This is a genomic window from Nostoc sp. ChiSLP03a, assembly GCF_034531215.2.
Lineage (GTDB): Bacteria > Cyanobacteriota > Cyanobacteriia > Cyanobacteriales > Nostocaceae > Nostoc.
Map to the genome: position 1 here is coordinate 20,040 of NZ_JAVRBQ020000167.1, position 21,177 is coordinate 41,216.

Sequence of the window (21,177 nt, forward strand, 5' to 3'; positions counted from 1 at the left end):
ATATAAAAGTCAATTACTAGTGAAGTCTACAAGCATATTAGACAATTTTTATGGGCTAAAATTGTTAGCCTAAACTTTAGTTTGTAGTAAAGTACAAGATGCAAAAATCGTAACTAATTAAGGGAATCATCTTGTGGAAAAAAGAAGAGAAAATGGGGGAATAGTTTCAAAAGCTATTTCGTTTTTGTTAAATCGTATAACTTTGATTGCGCTTGCAGTTACTCTTGTGCTGTTTGTTGGAGGTAAGTTTGAGGTAGCAAGTGCAACTCAACCTAATGCAGAATTAGAAATTCAAAAATTAACATCGTGTTACGCCCTGGGAACTGACGCTATTGGTAGAGGAAATCTCCAAGAAGGAAAGAATATTTATCGAGATTGTTTTACTCAAGATTCAGTCCTCACCGCTATTTTTCCTGATGGGGCAACTCAAACAAATTATGGGACAGATTCTTGGGCAGATTTTGTCTATTCAGTATTTCAAGGAAATGGTTACACGGCTACTCAACACTTGATGGGTACAATAAACATTTCAATTCAAAATAATCAAGCAACGATGACTTCTTATCTCCATGCGACTCACAAACGCTCAGAAACCAGCATTGATGTAGCTAATGGCACTTATGAAGATCAAGTCGTTAACAGAAATGGGCGCTGGAAAATTCGTAATCGTACCCTTAAACTCATTGATTTCTTGAATCTCAGTTCGCCAACTACTGCTTCTTCAAGCACTAATGCCCGAAGTACTAATTCTTCAGCCACCTTTGTAAGACCAAATATACCTCGTATAAAAGAATAATTCTTGAGATTGGAATAACACGAACACGGGTTGGATAAGTATTCTTTACCTCCCTGATGACTGGAAAAAGGGGTGAATTCAAATATTCATCCCCTTTTTTATTTGCCACTTGAGTAAAATATAGTGCAAGATAAACAACTTTTGCAGTCAGTGTTTATTCTGCTTGATATATGAATAGAGAAGTTCGCGATCGCTTTGAGGATTTACAATTAAGCACGGACTATTACCGTGACTTCCATTACTTACAATCACTACAGTAATGCCCATCCGGGGACAAACTCCTAAACAACTGGTGCTAACCACCCGAAAATCACCCCATAATCCCTCAAACTTTAAACGAGATTTCAACCAATTCTCTAAGTCTTCGGAAGCCGTTGAGCCTAACCGCTCGTTTGCACATTGCGAACACACAAGCACTAAACCAGATTCCCATCGGGGAGAAACAGTTGGAATAGAAGTTTCTAATCGAGTATTTCTTAGAGGCAATGGTTGCTGAGAATTGGATGCAGACCTCTTGAGGATACGTTTGAGTAATGCTTTAATACGCTGTAGGAATTTTTTCATAGACTACCCCACCTATTTATCTGACAAGATAGTGTAAATTTCCTGTTTAGTCTGTTCTAGTAGATCGCCCAAGAAATGCTAGTCTATGCCAAGTCGTTTGTAGACGGTATGTCAAAGGGACATGATATTACTATCTTTAATTGCAACTCAGTATTACAATCTAGGGGTTCCCACTCGCTGGGGAAACTATATGGAATCAAAACATGACTAAGCTGATTGAATACGAAGAAGCCAGCGACGAAGTACGTGCAGTGTATGACGACATCCGCATTACACGTCAAAATGACTACATCAATAACTTTTGGAAAGCCATAGCCAACCATCCTCCCACCCTGCAACGAACGTGGCAAGCGTTAAAGGAAGTGATGGTTAGCCCTGGTGAGATCGATCCACTGATGCGCGAACTGATTTATATTGCTGTGAGTGCAACGAATGGCTGTGAGTATTGCATCGCTTCGCACACAGCAGCAGCGCGTGCCAAGGGTATGAATGATACTATGTTCGGGGAGCTAATGGCGATCGCAGCTACTGCTAATATGACCAATCGCCTCGCCAATGGCTATCAAATTCCGGTGGACGAGAAATTCAAGACGTAGGAATTTAGCCTTGTCTATCCCTACTTAAAAATAAGGTTTAGCAGAATCATTTACTATGCCCAAGGTTCAGATTAACGGGATTGATTTGTTCTACGACATTAAAGGAACGGGTGAGCCTTTGCTATTAATAGCTGGCTTTCTTTGCGATCATGCTTATTGGTCGCTGATTATGCCATCGCTGGTTTCGCAGTATCAAGTCATTCGCTTGGATAACCGAGGTATGGGGAGAAGTTCTGCTCCCGAAAACCCCTATAGTCTCAAACAGATGGCTAGTGACGTTGCAGCATTGCTCGATCGCATCGGCATCGATCGGGTGCATTTAGCAGGTCATTCAATGGGTAGTCAGATAGCTCAAGAGCTAGTGTTAGCATACCCTGAAAAGGTAAAAAGTCTAATGCTACTTTCATCTTTGGCAAAAGGTGATGCATTATTCAACAGCATCATTGAGACTTGGGGCGAACTTCCAAGTCATGTAGACTTAAAACTTTATGAAAAAGTCATATTGCCCTGGATATTTACAGATACGTTCTACTCAATTCCTGGCACGATCGAAGGTCTGATTGAATTTGCGATCAGATATCCTTTCCCGCCTGCAACTCATTCACTTTATCATCACAGCCAAGCCATCCTTAACAGTGACACAATAAACCGCCTCCAAGAAATTCGTTGTCCTACCTTAGTTATGGTTGGTAAACAAGATATTCTCACTCCGCTAAAGTTTTCTCAACAACTTGCTCAAGGTATTCCCAATGCTGAACTTGTAGTCATCGAACGTGGTGGTCACGGCTTCTTGATTGAGTCGCCGGATGCTGTAGTTTCAGCTATGCTCAATTTTCTGGGGAAGTTGAAGCCAACTTATAGCAATTTTTGATTCTTAAGATAATTTACCAAAACCACCGCCGCCAGGAGTTTCGATCGCAAAAACATCCCCAGTTTTCATTTCTACTGTTGCTGTACTGTCTAAATTCTCTTCAATTCCATTCTGACGTTGTATCCAGTTTCGTCCTACTTTTCCTGCTTCCCCACCATTTAATCCAAAGGGGGGAATAACCCGATGACCAGAGAGAATATTAGCTGTCATCGGTTCCAGAAATCGAATGCGGCGGACAACTCCATTACCACCCGAATATTTTCCTTTGCCACCGCTATCAAGACGAAGACTAAAGCTTTCTAAAAGTACAGGATAACGAGTTTCTAAAACTTCTGGATCGGTCAAACGAGAGTTAGTCATGTGAGAATGAACACCATCAGTGCCATCAAAATTAATCCCCGCGCCAGAGCCGCCGCAGATAGTTTCATAATATTGATATTGCTCATTACCAAAAGTAAAATTATTCATCGTTCCTTGAGAAGCAGCCATAACACCCAAAGCACCATATAAAGCATCCACAATAGTTTGAGAAGTTTCGACATTACCCGCGACTACTGCGGCTGGATAGGTTGGGTTGAGCATACAGCCAACTGGGATAATAATTTCTAAAGGATTAAGACACCCAGCATTGAGAGGAATATTATCGTCAACTAAAGTACGAAAGACATATAAGACTGCTGCTTGAGTTACAGCTTTAGGAGCATTAAAATTACTATTTAGTTGCCAAGAAGTTCCAGTAAAATCAATGGTAGCACTGCGGTTTTCTAGGTGGATATTTACTTTAACTTTAATTTGCGCCCCATCATCCATTTTATAAGTAAATGAGCCATCCTTGAGAACTGCGATCGCACGTCTAACAGACTCTTCAGCATTAACTTGCACAAATGTCATATAAGCCTGAACAGTATCAACCCCGTATTGTAAAACCATTTTACAAAGTTCTTGAACTCCCCGTTCATTTGCAGCAATTTGAGCTTTAAAATCAGCGATATTTTGATCGGGGTTACGAGCAGGATAAGTATGATTTGCAAGGTGCTGTCTGACTGCGGTTTCTCGAAAATTTCCCTCTTCAACCAAGAGAAAATTATCAAAAAGAATTCCTTCTTCTTCTACTGTGGTACTGTGTGGAGGCATAGAACCAGGAGTAATTCCACCGATATCTGCTTGATGTCCGCGAGAAGCAACGAAAAATAGGGGGGTAGGGAATAAAGTATTTTCACTATTTTCCAAAAAAACAGGGGTAATTGCAGTGACATCAGGAAGGTGGGTTCCGCCGTTATAAGGGTTATTAGATAGATAGACATTTCTCGGTTTTAGAGTGTCGCCTTTATCGTTAATTAAACTGCGAACACTTTCACTCATTGAGCCTAAATGTACAGGAATATGGGGTGCATTTGCTACTAATAATCCCGATAAGTCAAAAATTGCGCAGGAGAAATCCAGCCTTTCTTTAATATTCACTGATGTGGCGGTGTTTTGCAACACAATTCCCATTTGTTCGGCGATAAATTGATAGAGATTTTTAAAGATTTCTAAGCGAACAGGATCGGGTTGAGATGTTGTGTGCATTTTTAATTCCTATTTGTTGAAATTCAATGAATTACTTAACATTTGCTGATGTAAGTTGAGTTAAGCAAAGTGCAACCCAACACAAAGCTTAATTGATGTTGGGTGTCACTTCACACATTATGTTCTCGACCTATAAACCTCATACATTAAGAGGCTACCTGCTACAGCAAGATTGAGAGAGTCAACCGCACCTACCATCGGAATCCGAACAAGATGCTGGCATAAGTCTCGCTGTTCTGGGGTTAGACCTTGGCGCTCCTCGCCGAGGAAAAGAAGAGTAGAATTAGGATAATTAAACTGATGAAATTCAGACATCCCATCTGGTGAAGCACCAATAACAAGACAGCGGTGGTTCTGTACCCAGTGACGGAGCGCAGAAAAGCTTGTACGTACAAGCTTTTGGTTAAAAAGCGAACCCATAGATGCGCGAATAACATCGGGAGCATAGGGATCTACGCTATCTTTGATAAAAATAAACCCAGCACCGCCAACTGCTTCTGATGTGCGAATCAAGGTTCCGAGGTTTCCTGGTGAGCGAACGGTTTCAAGAGCCACCCAGCACAAATTAGATTGTGGCGAGATATCACGGAGCTTGAACCAGCGCTGACGAACAATTGCACCAACTCCAGAAGCACGTTCACTTTGGGAAATACATCGAAACTGTTCGGGTGTCAGGCTGATGCAATGAACACCAGAACGCCGAGATTGCCGAACTAGTTTCCGTGCTAGAGGTGCTGTGAGCAGTTTCTCACTAAATGCGATCGCCCAAATATCAAAACTGTTGTCAATTACTTTTACAAAGTTACGCACACCTTCGATATAGAATAATCCAGAGGCGTCACGATGTGCGCGGTCAAATTGGAGCCTTTTAACTTCGGTTAGAGTAGCCTCGACATCTAACCGTTCCTGGCTGGAACTATTAACACCAGCCATCCTCCTTGAGCAGAGCTACTTGGCTCTCTACATAAAAAACTTGAATTAGCATGAGATATTGCGGAAACTATACCGCAGACATCAACTTCACTGCGATCGATATTAGCACATCTTTATTCTAAGTCAGGCATTTTTAACTTTCCATCTAGACAAAGCTAGCGAATTCCCGAAGGAAGAGAAGATAAATTTAACATTTGAAAATCTCCGAATACTTTGCTGAAAGTTAATATTTTCGGTTAATCAAATTAAATCATAAATCTCTATCTCAGACGTTGTAAAATTAAATGATTACGTTCAGTTAATCTTGCTTCCCAGTTTGGTTCAACTATAATTGTGCTAATTTTTTCGATAATAATCGCAGGGCCATTAATACTATCTTCTGGTTGTAAATTTTCCCGTCGATAAATAGGAGTGTTGTGCCATCTATCAGCGGTAAACATCCTTACTGTCTCAACAGATGCAGGAGTTTCATTTAAAGGGCGAGTACGAATAATTAAAGGTTCTTCGGGAGTATCCATTTTCTGAATTACTTCCACTGAAACGGATTCAAGAATTAAGCTTTTTTCTAATTGATTGAAACCATAGCGAGATTTATGTTCGCTCTCAAATTCTTGCCGCATCACTGCTACTTCATCGGCAAAATTAACGGTCAAGATAGAGTTAGTACCCTTGTATTTTAAGTTAGCTTTTTTAATTACTTCTACTTGAATTGATATTTCATCTATTTCACTTCTAGCTTGAGTTTCTAAATATTCCATTAACTGCTGTAATTTAGGGATTAATGCTTGAGTTAAAGGTTGTTCAACTCCTCCTTCTCTAATTGCCCGTACATCAGCTAATCCCATTCCGTAAGCAGACAGAACTCCAGCATAAGGATGTAGAAAGATTTTTTTCATTCCCAAAGTATCGGCAATTAAACAAGCAACTTGCCCACCTGCACCGCCAAAACAACAAAGCACATATTGGCTGACATCATAACCCCGTTGCAGACTGATTTTTTTTATTGCATTCGCCATATTTTCCACTGCGATCGCCATAAATCCTGCGGCTACTTGTTCGGGAGTACAATCATTTAATGTAGCGGCTTGAATGTCTTGGGTTAATTGGGTAAATTTTTGAATAACAATATCTTTATCTAAAGGTAAATTACTATCAATGCCAAAAACTGAAGGAAAATATTGTGGGTGAATTTTACCTAACATTACATTGACATCAGTAACCGCTAATGGCCCGCCACGCCGATAACAAGCAGGGCCAGGATTTGAACCAGCAGATTTAGGGCCGACACGATAACTAGAACCATCAAAAAAGAGAACTGAACCACCACCAGCAGCAATAGTATTAATTGCTAATACCGGAACTCGCATTCGCGTCCCAGCAATTTCCGAATCTAGTTGTCGTTCATACTCTCCTTTAAAGTGGGCAACATCAGTACTTGTCCCTCCCATATCAAAGGTAATAACTAACTCAAAACCTGCCCTTTTACTAGTTTGAACTGCGCCAACAATACCGCCAGCCGGACCGCTTAAAATACTATCTTTTCCTTGAAACTGCTCGGCTGCAACTAAACCGCCATCAGATTTCATAAACATTAATTTGACGCTGGGTAACTGATTCGCTACTTGATTAACATAGCGGCGCAGAATAGGAGTTAGATAAGCATCGACTACTGTTGTATCTCCCCGGCTAACCAACTTCATCAAAGGACTAACTCGATGAGATACGGAAATTTGAGTAAAGCCGATTTTTTGGGCAAGCTGGGCTATTTGTTGTTCGTGTTTGGGATAGCGATCGCTGTGCATAAAAACAATAGCACAACTCCGAATTCCTGTATGGTAAACTGCTTGTAAGTTCCTTTTGACTTGTTCAATATTTATGGGGATTAATTCATTCCCTTTAGCATCATAACGTTCATCTATCTCAATCACTTGTTCGTAAAGCATCGTTGGTAAAATTATCTGGCAAGCAAAGATGTTAGGACGGTTTTGATAGCCAATTCGCAGCGCATCTTTCAACCCTTTGGTGATTAGAAGAACAACCCTGTCTCCCTTTCTTTCTAACAGAGCATTTGTTGCTACTGTTGTCCCCATTTTTACCACTTCTATGGCTTCAGCAGGAATGAGTTCGTTGCTAGCAATACCCATGATATCTCGAATACCTTGGATGGCTGCATCTTCATATTGTTCGGGATTTTCTGAAAGTAGTTTATAGACTATAATCCATTGCTGATTAGGCAGAGGGACAATTAAAAAACGTTCGGGATGTTTTGAAAGTCTATCGATAATTGCTTGATTATTAGTAATAGCAACAATATCTGTGAATGTACCACCACGGTCAGCAAAAACCTTCAACATTACTCTGTTTCCTCGACACTATAGAGGTAGCATAACAATAGATTTTAGAGTATTTATACTTCCTCAATTTGAAGTTTTGATTTTTCAGCTAATGAGGTGGGTTAGTGTAGGCGTAGCCCGTCGTAGACATCGCTACATCCAAGCCAGGCATCGTGTCTGAGAAATTGTAGCTATTGCAACCAGTAAGTTTAAGTATTCTTAAATTAATAATCATGCTATTATAAAACCAATATCAAATCGGTTCTGGTGGGGATCAGCCATCAGACGCAAGGGGGAAAGTTCGGTGTAAATCCGGCGCTGTCCCGCAGCTGTAAAGAGACAAATATAAAGTGTCTCAAAGTCAGAATGCCCGCCGACTCACTCTAGAGACAAAACATTTATCTGCGAGGTACAGATGATACACATAGTTAAATTATTTTATGGGTACAGACATCGATTTAACAAAGTACCCTCTATAAGTTTTACTACTTCGCTTCGCTGTTAGTAACGACACTTAATTTTAGATTGTCCTAATAAGAATTTGGGTATCTATAAGGAATACCACAAGGTCTTTTTTGTCATCCAAATAGTATTCAGAGTGATTTAGGTGGCAATGCATTGTAGCAAGCTAGTTCAAGCCTAAATCTCAAAACTCAATAGCACAAATCAATATCTGCATTTACTGAAAACGAGGAGTTTCATGTCTACTTCCCGTGTCGTGACTTATTGTGAATTTTTCTCAAAAATCTTCGTTTTTACCGCAATCTATGGAATGGTATGTGGGGGATACATAGCCATCGCTAATCAAGTTCCACAAATATCTGAATTGCCCAAGTATGAAGGTACTGCAAGAGACTTAGAACCAGTTGCACAAGTAACACCTGAAAATACCCCAGCCTCCACAGAAGAAAAAGAACCAGATATTGAACTAACAGTCATCGACAAGCTACTCAATGAACCTGTTTACTCACCCTTTCGCCGCGAGGGGACAGTGAAAGATTCCACCCGTCCGGTTTATGTGATTACAGGTGAAGAGATAGAAGCACAAGGTGCAAAAACTGTCAGAGAAGCACTAAAATTCCTACCTGGTATCTTGCCTGATGGTACAGTTGGCACGGAAGTAAACGCTTTAAGCGGTCAATTTATTCGAGGTTCTAACTCTGCACAAGTCTTGATTTTGCTTGATGGTAGACCAATTAACGAACTTGGTTCTGGTGGTTTTGACCTTTCAGAATTTACTACCAATATTGTTGAAAGAATCGAAGTATTACCAGGTGGTGGTTCTACCCTTTATGGTTCCGATGCTATCGGTGGGGTAATTAACATTATTACTCGTCGTCCTACAGAAAAAGTGACGACACAAGCAGGTGTTAATTTTGGCGCGTATGGGTTAAATCAGCAGACTATCAATAGTAGCGGTAAAGTCGGCGATATTGGCTGGGTTGTGGGATATAACCGTACCCAAGCAGAAAATAACTACCCTTTTTCCATCCCAGAAGCTAACTTTGAGGGAACTAGAGAAAACAATGACGTTCTCTACAACAACTTTAATGTCAAGTTGGAGACGGATTTAGGTTCTCGTAATACCCTAACTCTCTCAACTTTGTACTTAGGCAAAGATCAAGGAGTACCAGGAGGAGTCCCCATTCCCGAACCATTGTACGGTCAAGGCTATTTTAACTCGTTGACTGATAGCGATCGCAAATACACAGACCAAGTTCTCACCGATTTAACTTGGAACTCAAAACTAGGAAGTGGAAATGATTCGCTGCTAACAGCAAGAGTTTATGCAGATTTCCTCAACACTCGTTTTGATAGTCGCAATTCATCCCAAGCACGATATGATAACAGGCAAGCTTCTTACGGATTAGAAGCACAACACAGTTGGAAATTTGCTAATAATCAAACCCTAGTTTATGGCTTTGATTACCGCAACGTATCGGCTACTAACAGTACATTCGACTTTTCGGTTGATACAAAAACAGTCACTTACGACGATAGCATTAGTCAAGGAGCGCTATTTGCTAGATATGAAATTAACTTTACCTCTAGTTTCACTGCCAACTTAGGTTTACGTCAAGATTTTAGTAGCTTGACAAATGGCTCTTTTACATCACCGAGTATAGGAGCAAAATTTGCACTTACGGACTCTACCACCCTGAGAGCTAATTATATCAAGAATTTCCGTGCGCCGAATCTTTTCAACTTATATGCAAATGGTAGTACTTATGTTGGCAATCCTAATCTTCGTCAAGAGAAAGGCGATAGTTATGATATTGGAATTGACCAAAAATTAGGCAATTTTGGTCTGTTGCGCTTGACATATTTCAACAACACAATATCAGATTTAATCGCTTATAACTTTGCTCTTCCGGTAGCTACTTATGAAAATATTGGTAAGGTTCGCACTACAGGAATTGAAGCAGTTTTGAATTTGCAGCTAGCTAAGAATGTCTACGCCTTTGTTGGTTATACAGCAAACGATCCGCAGATTTTAAAAAGTACAAACTCTACTGAAGTTGATAAAGAATTACGGTTTGCTGGTGCAGACAGTTTAAATGCAGGACTTTCTTATGAAACACCTGGAGGTTTATATGCTGGAATACTAATGCATTCTTTGGGTGCGTATCCAATAAACAACACCAATACAGAATCTTTGCCTGGGTACACTACTTTTGACTTCAAAATGCGCGTGCCTTTAAGCGATAACTTAATACTGACAGGTAGTGTAGATAATCTCTTTGACCAGCGTTATCAGTTATTTCCGGGTTATCCTGATGGGGGGAGGGTTTTTCAGGTTGGGTTAAATTCTACGTTTTAATAGAAGTAATTTTTTCTCACGCACAGACGCAGAGGAGAGTATTAAATGACTGAGTTTAATTGTTGGGTAACTCCAGTAAATAAGGTTGTGAGTGAGGTTTTATCTACGGGGGGGTCTATTGAATACGAATATTTTGATTATAGTACCGATGTTTTATCGTCACTACTCTACACCTTATTTCAGCAAAATTGGCAGCAGGTTGGGGTAGGGCATGTTGTTCAAGGTGGTGTATTAGAATTAGAATTTAATGCTCCACCTAAAATTTGTATTCTCTATGATGGATATCTGACAGTAGTCACAGAAGGCTGGCATTTGCACTTATGTATAGAGGCTAATTTAGGTGGGCCTCATTGTAAGACTCCTTTAGAATTAAGGCAACAACGTCAAGTTAGTCGCGCTGCATTTTATCGACGATTTAATGCAGAAGGTATCCCTAGAAGTTGGGGTATCGATTTTTGGAATGGTGCAGATGAAAACCTCATGACTATTTTCTTGCCAAATCCGTATGTAGAAGGTGAAAATTTATTACCAGAAGGCAAACCGAATTTATCAAAGTTAGCTCTTTATGAGGAACTGCGAGATATTTATGTATTGGGAAACAAACCTATACCGTTCACTCAAAATCCTCTGAAACATTCTTATATTTCCGTTTGTACTTCTACTCGCTGTCTTCCTTCTCGGAAATGGCAACCCACATTTGATGCATTAAAATCAGCAGTTGAAAAAGCGGGTGTGGAAGTGGAAGTAAGAACATCTGGCTGTTTAGAAGTTTGTCAATTAGGGCCAGTGGTATTTTATTCTGATGATCGGACTTGGTATACTCGCGTTAACTCAAATGTAGCTGAAACTATTGTCAATGAACATTTAGTAAAAAGAAACAAAGTATCTGAATATATATATCCACCAGAGTTTATTTAATCTATTCTTATTAAAATATCCCGCAAAGATATAAACACTTTTATTTTTGTTAAACTAGCTGTCTTCATGTTACTATCTGTGTCTGAATCGTCTCGGCGTGAGATAAAATTTCTGTACTTGAAATCCATGAATTTGAGAAAAGTCTCTTACTCAAAACCTATTACTTTTTTCTGCCAATTCTTCTTAATAGCAACTTTAATCATTGCCTGCCATAGTACAAAAATTAATACATCTCCTCAGACTACAAATAACGGCTGCGTTCAAAACTATAATCTCAATACTGATTACTTTCCCCAAAAAATTAAGATTACTCATGCAACAGGCTTGGTAGTAGAATATCACAAACACTATAAAGTCGTCACTATCAGAAATCCTTGGCAGAATGCCAACACAGGTTTTCAATATGTTTTAGTTCAATGTGGAACTCCTACACCACAAGGATTTAATCAAGCACAAGTAATTACAGTACCGATAAAGTCCATAGTCTCTCTATCTACTACTCATTTACCACACTTGGCCAAGTTAGGAGTAGTTGATAAATTAATTGGCATTAGTAATAGTAAGCAAGTAAATACTCCTGATGTTTTAAAGAGAATCCAAGCCGGAAAGGTGGCACAGACAGGTGATAATTCTAATGTGAATATAGAGAAGTTATTAGAATTAAATCCTGACCTAGTAACAACTTTTGGTACAGGCAATTCCCAAACTGATAGCTATGCCAAACTTACAGAGGCGGGTTTGAAAGTAGGGATAAATGCTGAATACATGGAAGACACACCCTTGGGACAAAGTGAATGGCTAAAATTTACTGCATTATTTTTTAATCAAGAAGAAAAAGCAGAAAATGTATTTCAAGAAATTACTCATAAATATGAACAAGTAGCTCAAAAAGCCAAATCTGTAAAAAACCGTCCCACAGTATTTCTCGGTTTCAACTTTAAAGGTACTTGGTATATGCCAGGTGGCAAAAGTTACGTAGCTAAATATCTAGCTGATGCCGGAGCAAATTATATCTGGAGTGATGATAAATCCTCTGGTAGTTTACCTTTATCTTTTGAAGTCGTTTTGGAACGTGCAGCTAATGCTGATTACTGGTTAAATTTTAGTCAATCATGGCATAATTTAAAAGATTTATTCGCAGAAGATAATCGTTATGCTGATTTTAAGGCTGTGAAAACAGGTAATCTTTATAATAACAATGCTCGCGTGAATGAAACTGGAGGTAATGATTACTGGGAAAGTGGTATTAGTAACCCAGACGTAGTTCTATCTGACTTAATTAAAATACTGCATCCAGAGATATTACCTAATCATCAACTATTTTTTTACCGCAAACTTAGTTAATAATGTTCAGCGAGAAATCTAAAAATAAAACTTTTTCCCTATACCCAAAGACTACGGTTTTAAAAACCTTAGTTTTTGTAATTTTAGTCATAAGTTTAATTTTTTCATTTTTATTAGACTTAGCTTTAGGTTCAGTTGATATCCCTATTAATGAAGTAATAAAAATTTTACTCGGACAAGAACCAGAAAAAGTGACATGGACTCATATTATTCTGAAATTTCGCCTACCTAAAGCTTTAACTGCAACTTTAGCAGGTGCGGCTTTAGGTGTGAGTGGCTTGCAAATGCAAACTTTATTTAAAAATCCCTTAGCGGGGCCTTTTGTATTGGGTATTAGTTCTGGTGCAAGTTTAGGTGTAGCGTTAGTTGTATTAACAGCAAGTGCTACAACACCAACTTTATTAGCAGATTTGGGAATCATTAGTGATTTTGGTTTAGTTATCGCTGCAAGCCTCGGCGCAGCATCGGTTTTAGGAATGATGTTAGTTGTTTCTCGCCGAGTGCAAGACACAATGACACTGCTAATTTTAGGTTTATTGTTTGGCTATGCTACGAGTGCAATAGTAAGTATTTTATTGCAGTTTAGCTCAAAGGAACGTATTCAAAGTTACATCATGTGGACTTTTGGTAGTTTTGCTGGCGTGACTTGGAGACAGTTAGTTGTTTTAATTCCAGTAATACTTTTAAGTTTATTGGCAGCAGTGTTGCAATCAAAATCTTTGAATGCACTTTTACTGGGTGAATCTTATGCACGTAGTTTGGGGTTAACTGTGCAGAAAGCTAGATTTTCTATTATTACTATTGCGTCTATATTAGCAGGTGCAATTACTGCTTTTTGTGGCCCTATAGCTTTTCTAGGTGTGGCTATTCCTCATTTATGTCGCAGTCTTTTTAATACTTCCGACCATCGGATGTTAATTCCTAGTGTAATCATCATGGGTGCAATCTTAGCATTAATTGCTGATTTGTTTTCTCAACTTGCGGTAAGTCAGATGATTTTACCTTTAAATGCAATTACTGCTTTAATTGGTACTCCTGTTGTGACTTGGGTAATTATGCGGCATAATTCCCAAAAATCTTTTCCGTCATAAGTGAACTCAGCTTTTTGAAAAGCTGAGGTACGCAAAGTATTTACAAGGTTAATTTGCTATGAGTTATTATCCTGATAATGAGTAACTCAATTCTGACAACTCACAATTTGGCTATCGGCTATAAAACATCCCGTAAAAATGTACGGTGTGTTGCATCGGATATTTCTGTATCTTTGCAAGCGGGGGAACTGGTTTGTTTACTTGGCCCTAATGGTGTGGGTAAATCTACATTACTGCGATCGCTTGCCGGAATGCAACCCCCAATCGCAGGTGAAGTACGACTTTTGGGAAATGATGTCTACAAGTTAGCACCACAAGAATTAGCCAAACGTCTGAGTTTGGTACTCACTGAAAAAGTTGATGTGGGAATGCTATCAGCCTATACCTTGGTGAGTATGGGGCGACATCCTTACACTGACTGGTGGGGAAATTTGACACCTGAAGATGAGGCTATTGTACATTGGGCGATAAAATCTGTAGGCGCAGTACACTTAGTACCACGCCAAGTTAGCGAATTGAGCGATGGTGAGCGCCAAAAAATTATGATTGCGCGTGCTTTGGCTCAGTCGCCTATTGTGATGTTACTTGATGAACCAACAGCATTTCTCGATTTACCGCGACGGGTAGAAATTATGCAATTGTTACGTCAATTAGCGCGAGAAACTAAGCAAGCGATTTTCCTTTCTACCCATGATTTAGATTTAGCTTTGCGGTTGGCTGACAAAGTTTGGCTATTAACAACCAATGGAGTTTTACACGTTGGCGCACCAGAAGATTTGGTATTGAGTGGTGCTTTTGCTGATACTTTCAAAAGTGAAGGTGTAGAGTTTGATGCTACTTCTGGTGAATTTCATCTCCATACATCCCACAAAGGAGAAATTAATTTGATAGGTGGTGAGGGAATTGCAGTAGTGTGGACTATTCGCGCTTTAAAACGTGCAGGCTTCCAAGTTAATCAAACTCAAAATAGCTTACTAATCTCAGTAGAAGTGATATCCAACTATAAACAAGTTTTGTGGAAAATCACAAACAGCCAGACTGTATATACTTATCATTCATTGTATGAAATGATTAAATTTTTGAATTATTTATAGAAGCATTGCATCCAAGTAAATAGCAAGAGTAGTAAATGCAAAAATTAGTTGATCTTCTAGTGGCAATCTTCGCAGTCGTCGATTAGTATATGTTATATCACCATTACTAATTTTGAGCAGCGACTTTTTCCCCTTTCGACCAAAGTTAGTCATTTTACTTCGTTTAAAAATTTAACCATGTAAAATAATGTTGACAATTAGACAGCTTGCTGATTTAGCGGAATTACAATTATAAATTCTGTTCCCTTTCCAGGAGCAGAAATACATTCTAATTTTCCCTGATGTTTTTGAGTGATAATCTGATAACTAATAGATAAACCTAACCCAGTACCTTTATTAACTGGTTTAGTCGTAAAAAATGGTTCAAATAATTGTTTTTGTACCTTTTCTGGAATGCCTGTACCATTATCGGCAATGCGAATAACTACCTGATTTTCGCTAATGAGTTGAGTCTGAATGGTTATCTGGGGAATAGAAAGCGCTTTTTCCCCTACTTCCCACTCACCATTTTCCACTGCCTCTTCTAAAGCATCGATCGCATTTGCCAGAAGATTCATAAATACTTGATTCAGTTGTCCGGCATAACATTCTACTAACGGCAGATCGCCGTACTCTTTAATCACTTCAATTGCTAGATTGTTAGATTTAGGTTTGAGGCGATGTTCCAAAATCATTAACGTATTATCTAGACCTTCATGGATATTCACAGCTTTCATCTCTGCGTCATCTAATCGGGAAAAGTTTCGCAGAGATAAGACAATTTCTGTGATTCGTTCCGCACCAACTGTCATCGAAGTTAGTAAATTGGGCAAGTCTGCAATCAAAAAATCTAAGTCGATCGCTTCTATTTCTTGTTGAATTTCCTTTGGTGGATTAGGATAGTTTTTCTGGTATAATTGCAGCAATCTTAATAAGTCTTGGATATATTGATTGGCATAGCCGACATTGCCAGAAATAAAATTGATTGGGTTATTGATTTCGTGCGCTACACCTGCTACTAACTGCCCCAAACTGGACATTTTTTCACTATGCACCAGTTGAGATACTAGCTGCTTTGCTTCTTGGCGCAATTGTGCTTCTGAGTATCGCAATATCTGTTCTGCTTGTTTGCGCTGGGTAATGTCGTGGAGAATAACAACATATTCTTGAAAATCGCGATGGGGTCGGTCTGAGATGGAAACTTCTAGAGTTCTGTTTTTCCCATTGCCGATGAGAATTTGTTCGCTACGCTTTGTCCACTGGTCTGGATAGTAGACTAATGCGGGTAGCCATTTGTTCAGGTGATTTCCCCGCAACTCTGATGGGTTGACACCAAAGAATGATTTGGTGGCTGGGTTTGCTTGCTGGATAATACCTCGATTATCAACGACTAAAATACCATCCTGGGCGACTGTAAAGAGGTGTTCGGCAGCAACTCTGGCTTCTGCGATCGCTACCACTTGCGGTAAACTTGTCCAACAAGCGATCGCTACTCCCACAAATGCCACGCTCATCAGTAGCACCACAAATATATTCTCACCGCCCGCAGTCGCCACTTTATTGAGTTTGACACCAAATAACCAGCCAACTGCCACGGCGCTGCACAGTAAAAAAATCAGGATACTCACCTGAAGAATTACTGAATCTTTGATAATTACTACAGGGCGCGTGCAATATCGCCGCATCCACCAATCAAAATGGAAAGCTGGAAAGTTCACACGGCGAATTACTGCATCTATGCCCATGACACCAATAGGAAATAATAGCCCAATCAACAAGTTGAGCCAACCCCAAGCAAATCCGCCCACGACCAGCACCACGACTTCTAACAGTAGAATGGCCAGAGATATGCGAGGAAATAAAACTTCCGGGCGATCGCGTCGGAGCCAAAGCCCTAAATGCAGTAACATAAAGGAGACAAACCAACCGATGTTGCCAACAGCGACGATTCGCGCCACATCTCCCCAAATCAGATAGATTAAGCACAATACCAGTGTCAATGTCAATGCTGGGACAAACACACCGCGGCGGGAGACAACAGAAAATACTGGTGAAATGTGGTTATTTAAAGCCAGTTGATACAAAATTCGCGGGCAATTAGAAACCACCGTTGTCGAACCGAGTAAACAAGCAGCTACTAGCAAAAAAGAAATACTTACACCAGCTAATTTTCCCCAAAAGGGCTGGGAAGCCGCCACCAGATTCAGAAAAGCATTATCTTTTAAGTTGGGATTTGTTGCCAACCGCATCACTACCCAAGACCCTCCCAAAAAGATGGGTGGCATCATCCAGGCGGCAACGTTTAGAAACCGTAGCGTTTGGGTGGGGTGGCGGCTATCGGCGACAAAGGAAGAAGCCGTTTCACAACTGTAGGTTGCATAAGTGACGAAAAAGAACCACTTTGCCCAATCTACAAAGCTCAAAGATGACCAACTGCTAGGAAAAAACCCCGGACTAACGGGAGAAAACGCCAACCAGCCAAGACCTTGAACGCAGAAGGTCATTAGCAGTCCAAAGGCTGGAATGACAAAAAACAAATGTAAAATACTCAGGGCGCGAGTCCCACTAAAAGCCACGATAAAGGGTAAAAGTGTAAAGCTAATATCCAGAAATATGTCTGGACAGGCAATACCCAACGCCTCTAAATTTACTTTAATTAAATCTCTGAGTACGATTGTATTCACTGACAGGTAAGAAACCCAGTTGAGGAGGTATCCAATTGCTGCATAGCGAGCAAGTCCTGGGTAGTTTTGCAGTAGCTTGGTAGCATAGTTAGGTGTTCCTCCAGCTACATTGATGAAATGCATACCCAAGCGTTTTACCTGATAGTTGAGCAGCATTCCAAAAATTACCGCAGGTATCCAGACAAAAATAGCTTGGGAACCTAAAGCAGCATGAATCGCTGGAACCAATGCTGTCCAAGAAATATGAGCTGTCAAACCAAAGCCCCAACTTTCAACAGCACTCAAGCTTCTAGTTAAGCGAGGGGAAGAAGATTGGCCCAATGTGGAATGAGCAGAATGGGACATGATTAGCAGTGTTCAATGGGATACTGTAATTAAGCTTATTAGCTAGAGTTCCCATCTCGGAAATCTTCTGAATAAAAACTTTCTGTAAGGAATAATACTTAGATGTTAATACATCTATACATCAGATAAAATTCACTTTACAACAGCAGTATTTATTAGACCTGCCTTAAAAATAGGGACTGGGGACTGGGGACTGGGGACTGGGGACTGGGGACTGGGGACTGGGGACTGGGGACTGGGGAAGAGATATTTTTATTGTTCCTTGTGAGTTCCACTCATGGAGTCTCTTGCAAAAATAATTTTTGCACTCTTCTGGGAAAAGGGGAAAGGTTAAAGGGAAAAGGTTTTTTATTGTTCCTTTCCCCTTTCCCCCTTACCCTTTTCCCTACAAATGCCAAGAAGTCTATTAGATAATTTTCGAGCGTGTATCTGCCAAGGCGGGAACTTTGACTTCTGTTTCGGCTTGTAAGTCAAAGTCATACCACTCGTTACGCCATTGCAGGCGAAACTTCAAACGCGTCCAGTTGGGTGGTAGATTGGGACAGGCAACGGGGCCAAATTGAGTCATGCGAATGCCGCCAAACCCAAAAACTACTGCTTGCCATACTCCTCCAGCACTAGCGGCGTGAATTCCTTCGGCGGCGTTGAGTCTCACATCCTCTAAGTCTACCAAGGCCGATCGCAGAAAGTGTGTATAAGCTTCAGTTGGTTGATTGAGGTCGCAAGCTAAGATAGCGTTAATGGCTGGGCCTAGTGAAGAACCAAAACTGTGGTCGGTGCGTTGGGTGTAATAGTCCCAGTTGGTGGCGAGAGTTTGATAGTCATAACGTTCGCGCAATAAATATAAGAGCATCAACACATCTGGCTGCTTGAGAATCTGCTTTTGATTTGTAGCTTCAACTCCTAACAAATTTTGCAGAGATTTGCTGCGCGGTTCGTAATCAGCGAGGTTAAGGTCTTCTAGCTGGAAAAAGCCTTCAAATTGCTCAATTAAACCTGTTTGAGCATCTTCATTGACAAATAAACGCTCTTGGATTTCCGCCCAATGGTGCAGACGCTCTGTGGTTAAGTTGAGTTTTTGCACTAGTTCTGTCGAGGTTTCAGGATAAGCTTGTTTGAGCCAATCCCACAGTGCCAAAGCTGACTGCAAATGCCACTGTACCATAAGATTGGTGAAGGCATTATTATCGATGCGATCGTGATATTCATCGGGGCCAATTACATCTAGGATGTCATAGCTGTGGCGCTCTTGGTTCCACTGCACTCGACTTTCCCAGAAAACAGCCGTATCAAGAATAATTTCCGCGCCATAATCGCGCATCCAGTCATCATCGTTGGTAGTCTGCCAGTAGTGTAAAATTGCATAAGCGATATCTGCGGTGATATGCACTTCAATGTCACCGCACCAGATACGGATTAATTCACCATCGGGAGCCGGAACCCAACGCGGAGTGACTTCATCGCCAGTAGTGGCACTTTCCCAAGCATACATCGCTCCTTGATAACCGGCTTCTTGAGCTTTGCGTCTGGCTCCTGGTAGGGTGTGGTAACGGTAGGTGAGCAAGTTACGCGCTAGGGCTGGTTGAGTTAAGGTGAGGAAAGGTAGGATGAATATTTCTGTATCCCAAAAGATATGTCCGCTATAAGCAAAACCAGAGAGAGCTTTGGCAGGAATGCTTACTTGACTGTCGTGACGCGGTGTTACAGCTAGTAATTGAAAGAGATTGTAACGGACGCTCAATTGAGCCAAGCGATCGCCTTCTATTATAATGTCACTGTCTTGCCACACTTGCTCCCATGCAGTAATGTGAGCTGCCAATAGGGTAGTATATCTCGGTTCATCAGCGAGTCTTTGTAAGGCGGTGGCAATGGGGATTTCTGTTTCTCGTGAAGTAAACAGGGTGACAATTTTTTCTACTGTCACTGTTTTTCCGGGATATAACTCTAAGGTGGTTGTCAAAGTGGGAGAACTAGAAGCGTTTTCGACGCTCACGGGTGCAGTCTCATCACCATCTACCACTAACTTAGCTGCCATCCCAAGTTGAATATTTGAGTGGAGAGTTGTACTGTTTAACCAGATAATTCGATCTATGCCACCTTGGTTTAAGGTTCGCCAATGTTTGACGCCTTGGGTATGTGGTTCGCTGGCAAATCCGGCTTCAACGGTAATTTCACCCTCAAAGTCTACCGATGTAATTTGAGCGCGAATCGCCAAAACGTACTGGTCTGCTAAACTAATGAAACGCTCGAAGTGAAAATCTAAGGTATGACCATTAGGACTACGCCACCGCACATCACGGCTAACTAAACCTAAGCGTAAATCGAGCCGACGTTCATAGTTGAGAATCTCACCACTGTCCATACTAAAACGTTCGCCTGCTACTTTCACCACCAATGGCAGCCAGTTGGGACAGTTTACCAATTCGGTATGAGTAATTGTCACATCATCATAAACACCGTGGATGAGTACGCCTGGAAAATCCTGTGGATATCCTTCTTCAAATGTACCCCGCACTCCTAACAACCCATTACCAAGAGTGAAAACAGTTTCTTTGTGATGTAACTGCGTCGGATTAAACTCCGTTTCAATAACGTTCCAGTCAGTATTGTCAATTAATTGCTGATTTTGCTGAGAATTGGAAGTGGACACGTTGAGCATGAGTAATAAAACCTATGTCTTGGGGCTGGGTAGAATGCGGTAAAATTAGGAGCAATCTTGAGCGCCGAGATTAAAGATAATCTGAACGCCAAAAAATACGCTTCTGATAACAGTAGCGTTTCAATTTTCATCTGTCTATAGTTAGATTTATTTAAAAATGCCAGTTATAACTCATAAATCTCAACTAGTTACGAATTGATTCAGTTTTTCATCAATTTGTTTGATATTTACAATTAACGCCAGACGCGATGAATCGTTAAGGCCAGACGCGATGAATCGCCGTCTCTACAAAGGATTAATTATTGTAGAGACGGCGATTTATCGCGTCTTTGTCTTTGTGATGAACGTTAGTCATATTTTGGCTGGTATAGCAACAGTCAAGATGGTTAGGACATCAACAGACGATAAAACTTAGACACAAAAAGGCTTTTCACCCAGTCCCCAGTCCCCAGTCCCCAGTCCCCAGTCCCTTGCTATAAAATCTACAGGTGCAGTTAAGTAACGTTTTGTTCTTTTACTAGAAGTGGTATATTGGCACTTGACCCGACCGAGTACAAACTATGCATAAGCCCACAGGACA

15 protein-coding genes and 1 riboswitch are annotated in these 21,177 nt (G+C 40.5%); of the genes, 9 read left to right on the forward strand and 6 right to left on the reverse strand.

Going from position 1 to position 21,177, the window contains the following annotated elements:
- The first annotated feature begins 226 nt into the window (after positions 1-226).
- On the forward strand, positions 227-796 hold the full coding sequence (locus RMY32_RS28450; protein WP_409884200.1) for a nuclear transport factor 2 family protein: 570 nt from the start codon (positions 227-229) through the stop codon (positions 794-796).
- Positions 797-943: 147 nt separating this feature from the next.
- On the opposite strand, the gene RMY32_RS28455 is transcribed toward RMY32_RS28450, so the two are convergent.
- The gene (locus RMY32_RS28455; protein ID WP_322711935.1) at positions 944-1,360 is read right to left on the reverse strand and encodes a (2Fe-2S) ferredoxin domain-containing protein; all 417 of its coding nucleotides are present in this window, start codon (positions 1,358-1,360) and stop codon (positions 944-946) included.
- A 203-nt stretch (positions 1,361-1,563) separates the two neighbouring features.
- Here RMY32_RS28455 and RMY32_RS28460 point away from each other — a divergent pair, with 203 nt between their 5' ends.
- Entirely contained in the window at positions 1,564-1,956 is a 393-nt protein-coding gene (locus RMY32_RS28460; protein WP_322711936.1) for a carboxymuconolactone decarboxylase family protein, read from the forward strand.
- Positions 1,957-2,011: 55 nt separating this feature from the next.
- On the forward strand, positions 2,012-2,827 hold the full coding sequence (locus RMY32_RS28465) for an alpha/beta hydrolase (RefSeq protein ID WP_322711937.1): 816 nt from the start codon (positions 2,012-2,014) through the stop codon (positions 2,825-2,827).
- 3 nt (positions 2,828-2,830) lie between these two features.
- Here RMY32_RS28465 and RMY32_RS28470 read toward each other — a convergent pair whose 3' ends face one another.
- The 3 genes from RMY32_RS28470 to RMY32_RS28480 all read right to left on the reverse strand — a co-directional run bounded on the left by RMY32_RS28470 (position 2,831) and on the right by RMY32_RS28480 (position 7,683).
- Complete coding sequence (locus RMY32_RS28470; protein ID WP_322711938.1) at positions 2,831-4,396, reverse strand: hydantoinase B/oxoprolinase family protein; 1,566 nt, start codon at positions 4,394-4,396, stop codon at positions 2,831-2,833.
- Between the two features lie 117 nt (positions 4,397-4,513).
- Positions 4,514-5,329, reverse strand: coding sequence for an RNA methyltransferase (locus RMY32_RS28475; protein WP_322711939.1), 816 nt, complete (start codon positions 5,327-5,329; stop codon positions 4,514-4,516).
- Between the two features lie 260 nt (positions 5,330-5,589).
- Positions 5,590-7,683 (reverse strand): hydantoinase/oxoprolinase family protein, encoded by a 2,094-nt coding sequence (locus RMY32_RS28480; RefSeq protein ID WP_322711940.1) that lies wholly within the window; start codon positions 7,681-7,683, stop codon positions 5,590-5,592.
- Positions 7,684-7,904: 221 nt separating this feature from the next.
- A riboswitch (cobalamin riboswitch) is annotated at positions 7,905-8,055 on the forward strand.
- 307 nt (positions 8,056-8,362) lie between these two features.
- Between RMY32_RS28480 and RMY32_RS28485 the strand changes: the two genes are divergently transcribed.
- The 5 genes from RMY32_RS28485 (at position 8,363) to RMY32_RS28505 (ending at position 14,930) form a co-directional block, all read left to right on the forward strand.
- Positions 8,363-10,483 (forward strand): TonB-dependent receptor, encoded by a 2,121-nt coding sequence (locus RMY32_RS28485; RefSeq protein WP_322711941.1) that lies wholly within the window; start codon positions 8,363-8,365, stop codon positions 10,481-10,483.
- 45 nt (positions 10,484-10,528) lie between these two features.
- Positions 10,529-11,401, forward strand: a complete 873-nt coding sequence (locus RMY32_RS28490; RefSeq protein WP_322711942.1) for a (2Fe-2S) ferredoxin domain-containing protein — start codon at positions 10,529-10,531, stop codon at positions 11,399-11,401.
- Between the two features lie 126 nt (positions 11,402-11,527).
- Positions 11,528-12,745, forward strand: coding sequence for an ABC transporter substrate-binding protein (locus tag RMY32_RS28495; protein ID WP_322711943.1), 1,218 nt, complete (start codon positions 11,528-11,530; stop codon positions 12,743-12,745).
- Positions 12,746-12,747: 2 nt separating this feature from the next.
- Positions 12,748-13,836, forward strand: coding sequence for an iron ABC transporter permease (locus RMY32_RS28500; RefSeq protein WP_322711944.1), 1,089 nt, complete (start codon positions 12,748-12,750; stop codon positions 13,834-13,836).
- 77 nt (positions 13,837-13,913) lie between these two features.
- On the forward strand, positions 13,914-14,930 hold the full coding sequence (locus RMY32_RS28505; protein WP_322711945.1) for an ABC transporter ATP-binding protein: 1,017 nt from the start codon (positions 13,914-13,916) through the stop codon (positions 14,928-14,930).
- 197 nt (positions 14,931-15,127) lie between these two features.
- Here the strand turns inward: RMY32_RS28505 and RMY32_RS28510 are convergent, their stop codons facing one another.
- Together RMY32_RS28510 and RMY32_RS28515 are read right to left on the reverse strand one after the other, a co-directional pair.
- The gene (locus RMY32_RS28510) at positions 15,128-17,938 is read right to left on the reverse strand and encodes an ATP-binding protein (RefSeq protein WP_322711946.1); all 2,811 of its coding nucleotides are present in this window, start codon (positions 17,936-17,938) and stop codon (positions 15,128-15,130) included.
- A gap of 406 nt (positions 17,939-18,344) precedes the next feature.
- The gene (locus RMY32_RS28515) at positions 18,345-20,597 is read right to left on the reverse strand and encodes a glycoside hydrolase family 65 protein (protein WP_322711947.1); all 2,253 of its coding nucleotides are present in this window, start codon (positions 20,595-20,597) and stop codon (positions 18,345-18,347) included.
- 220 nt (positions 20,598-20,817) lie between these two features.
- Here RMY32_RS28515 and RMY32_RS28520 point away from each other — a divergent pair, with 220 nt between their 5' ends.
- Complete coding sequence (locus RMY32_RS28520) at positions 20,818-21,012, forward strand: hypothetical protein (protein ID WP_322711948.1); 195 nt, start codon at positions 20,818-20,820, stop codon at positions 21,010-21,012.
- Positions 21,013-21,177: the final 165 nt, after the last annotated feature.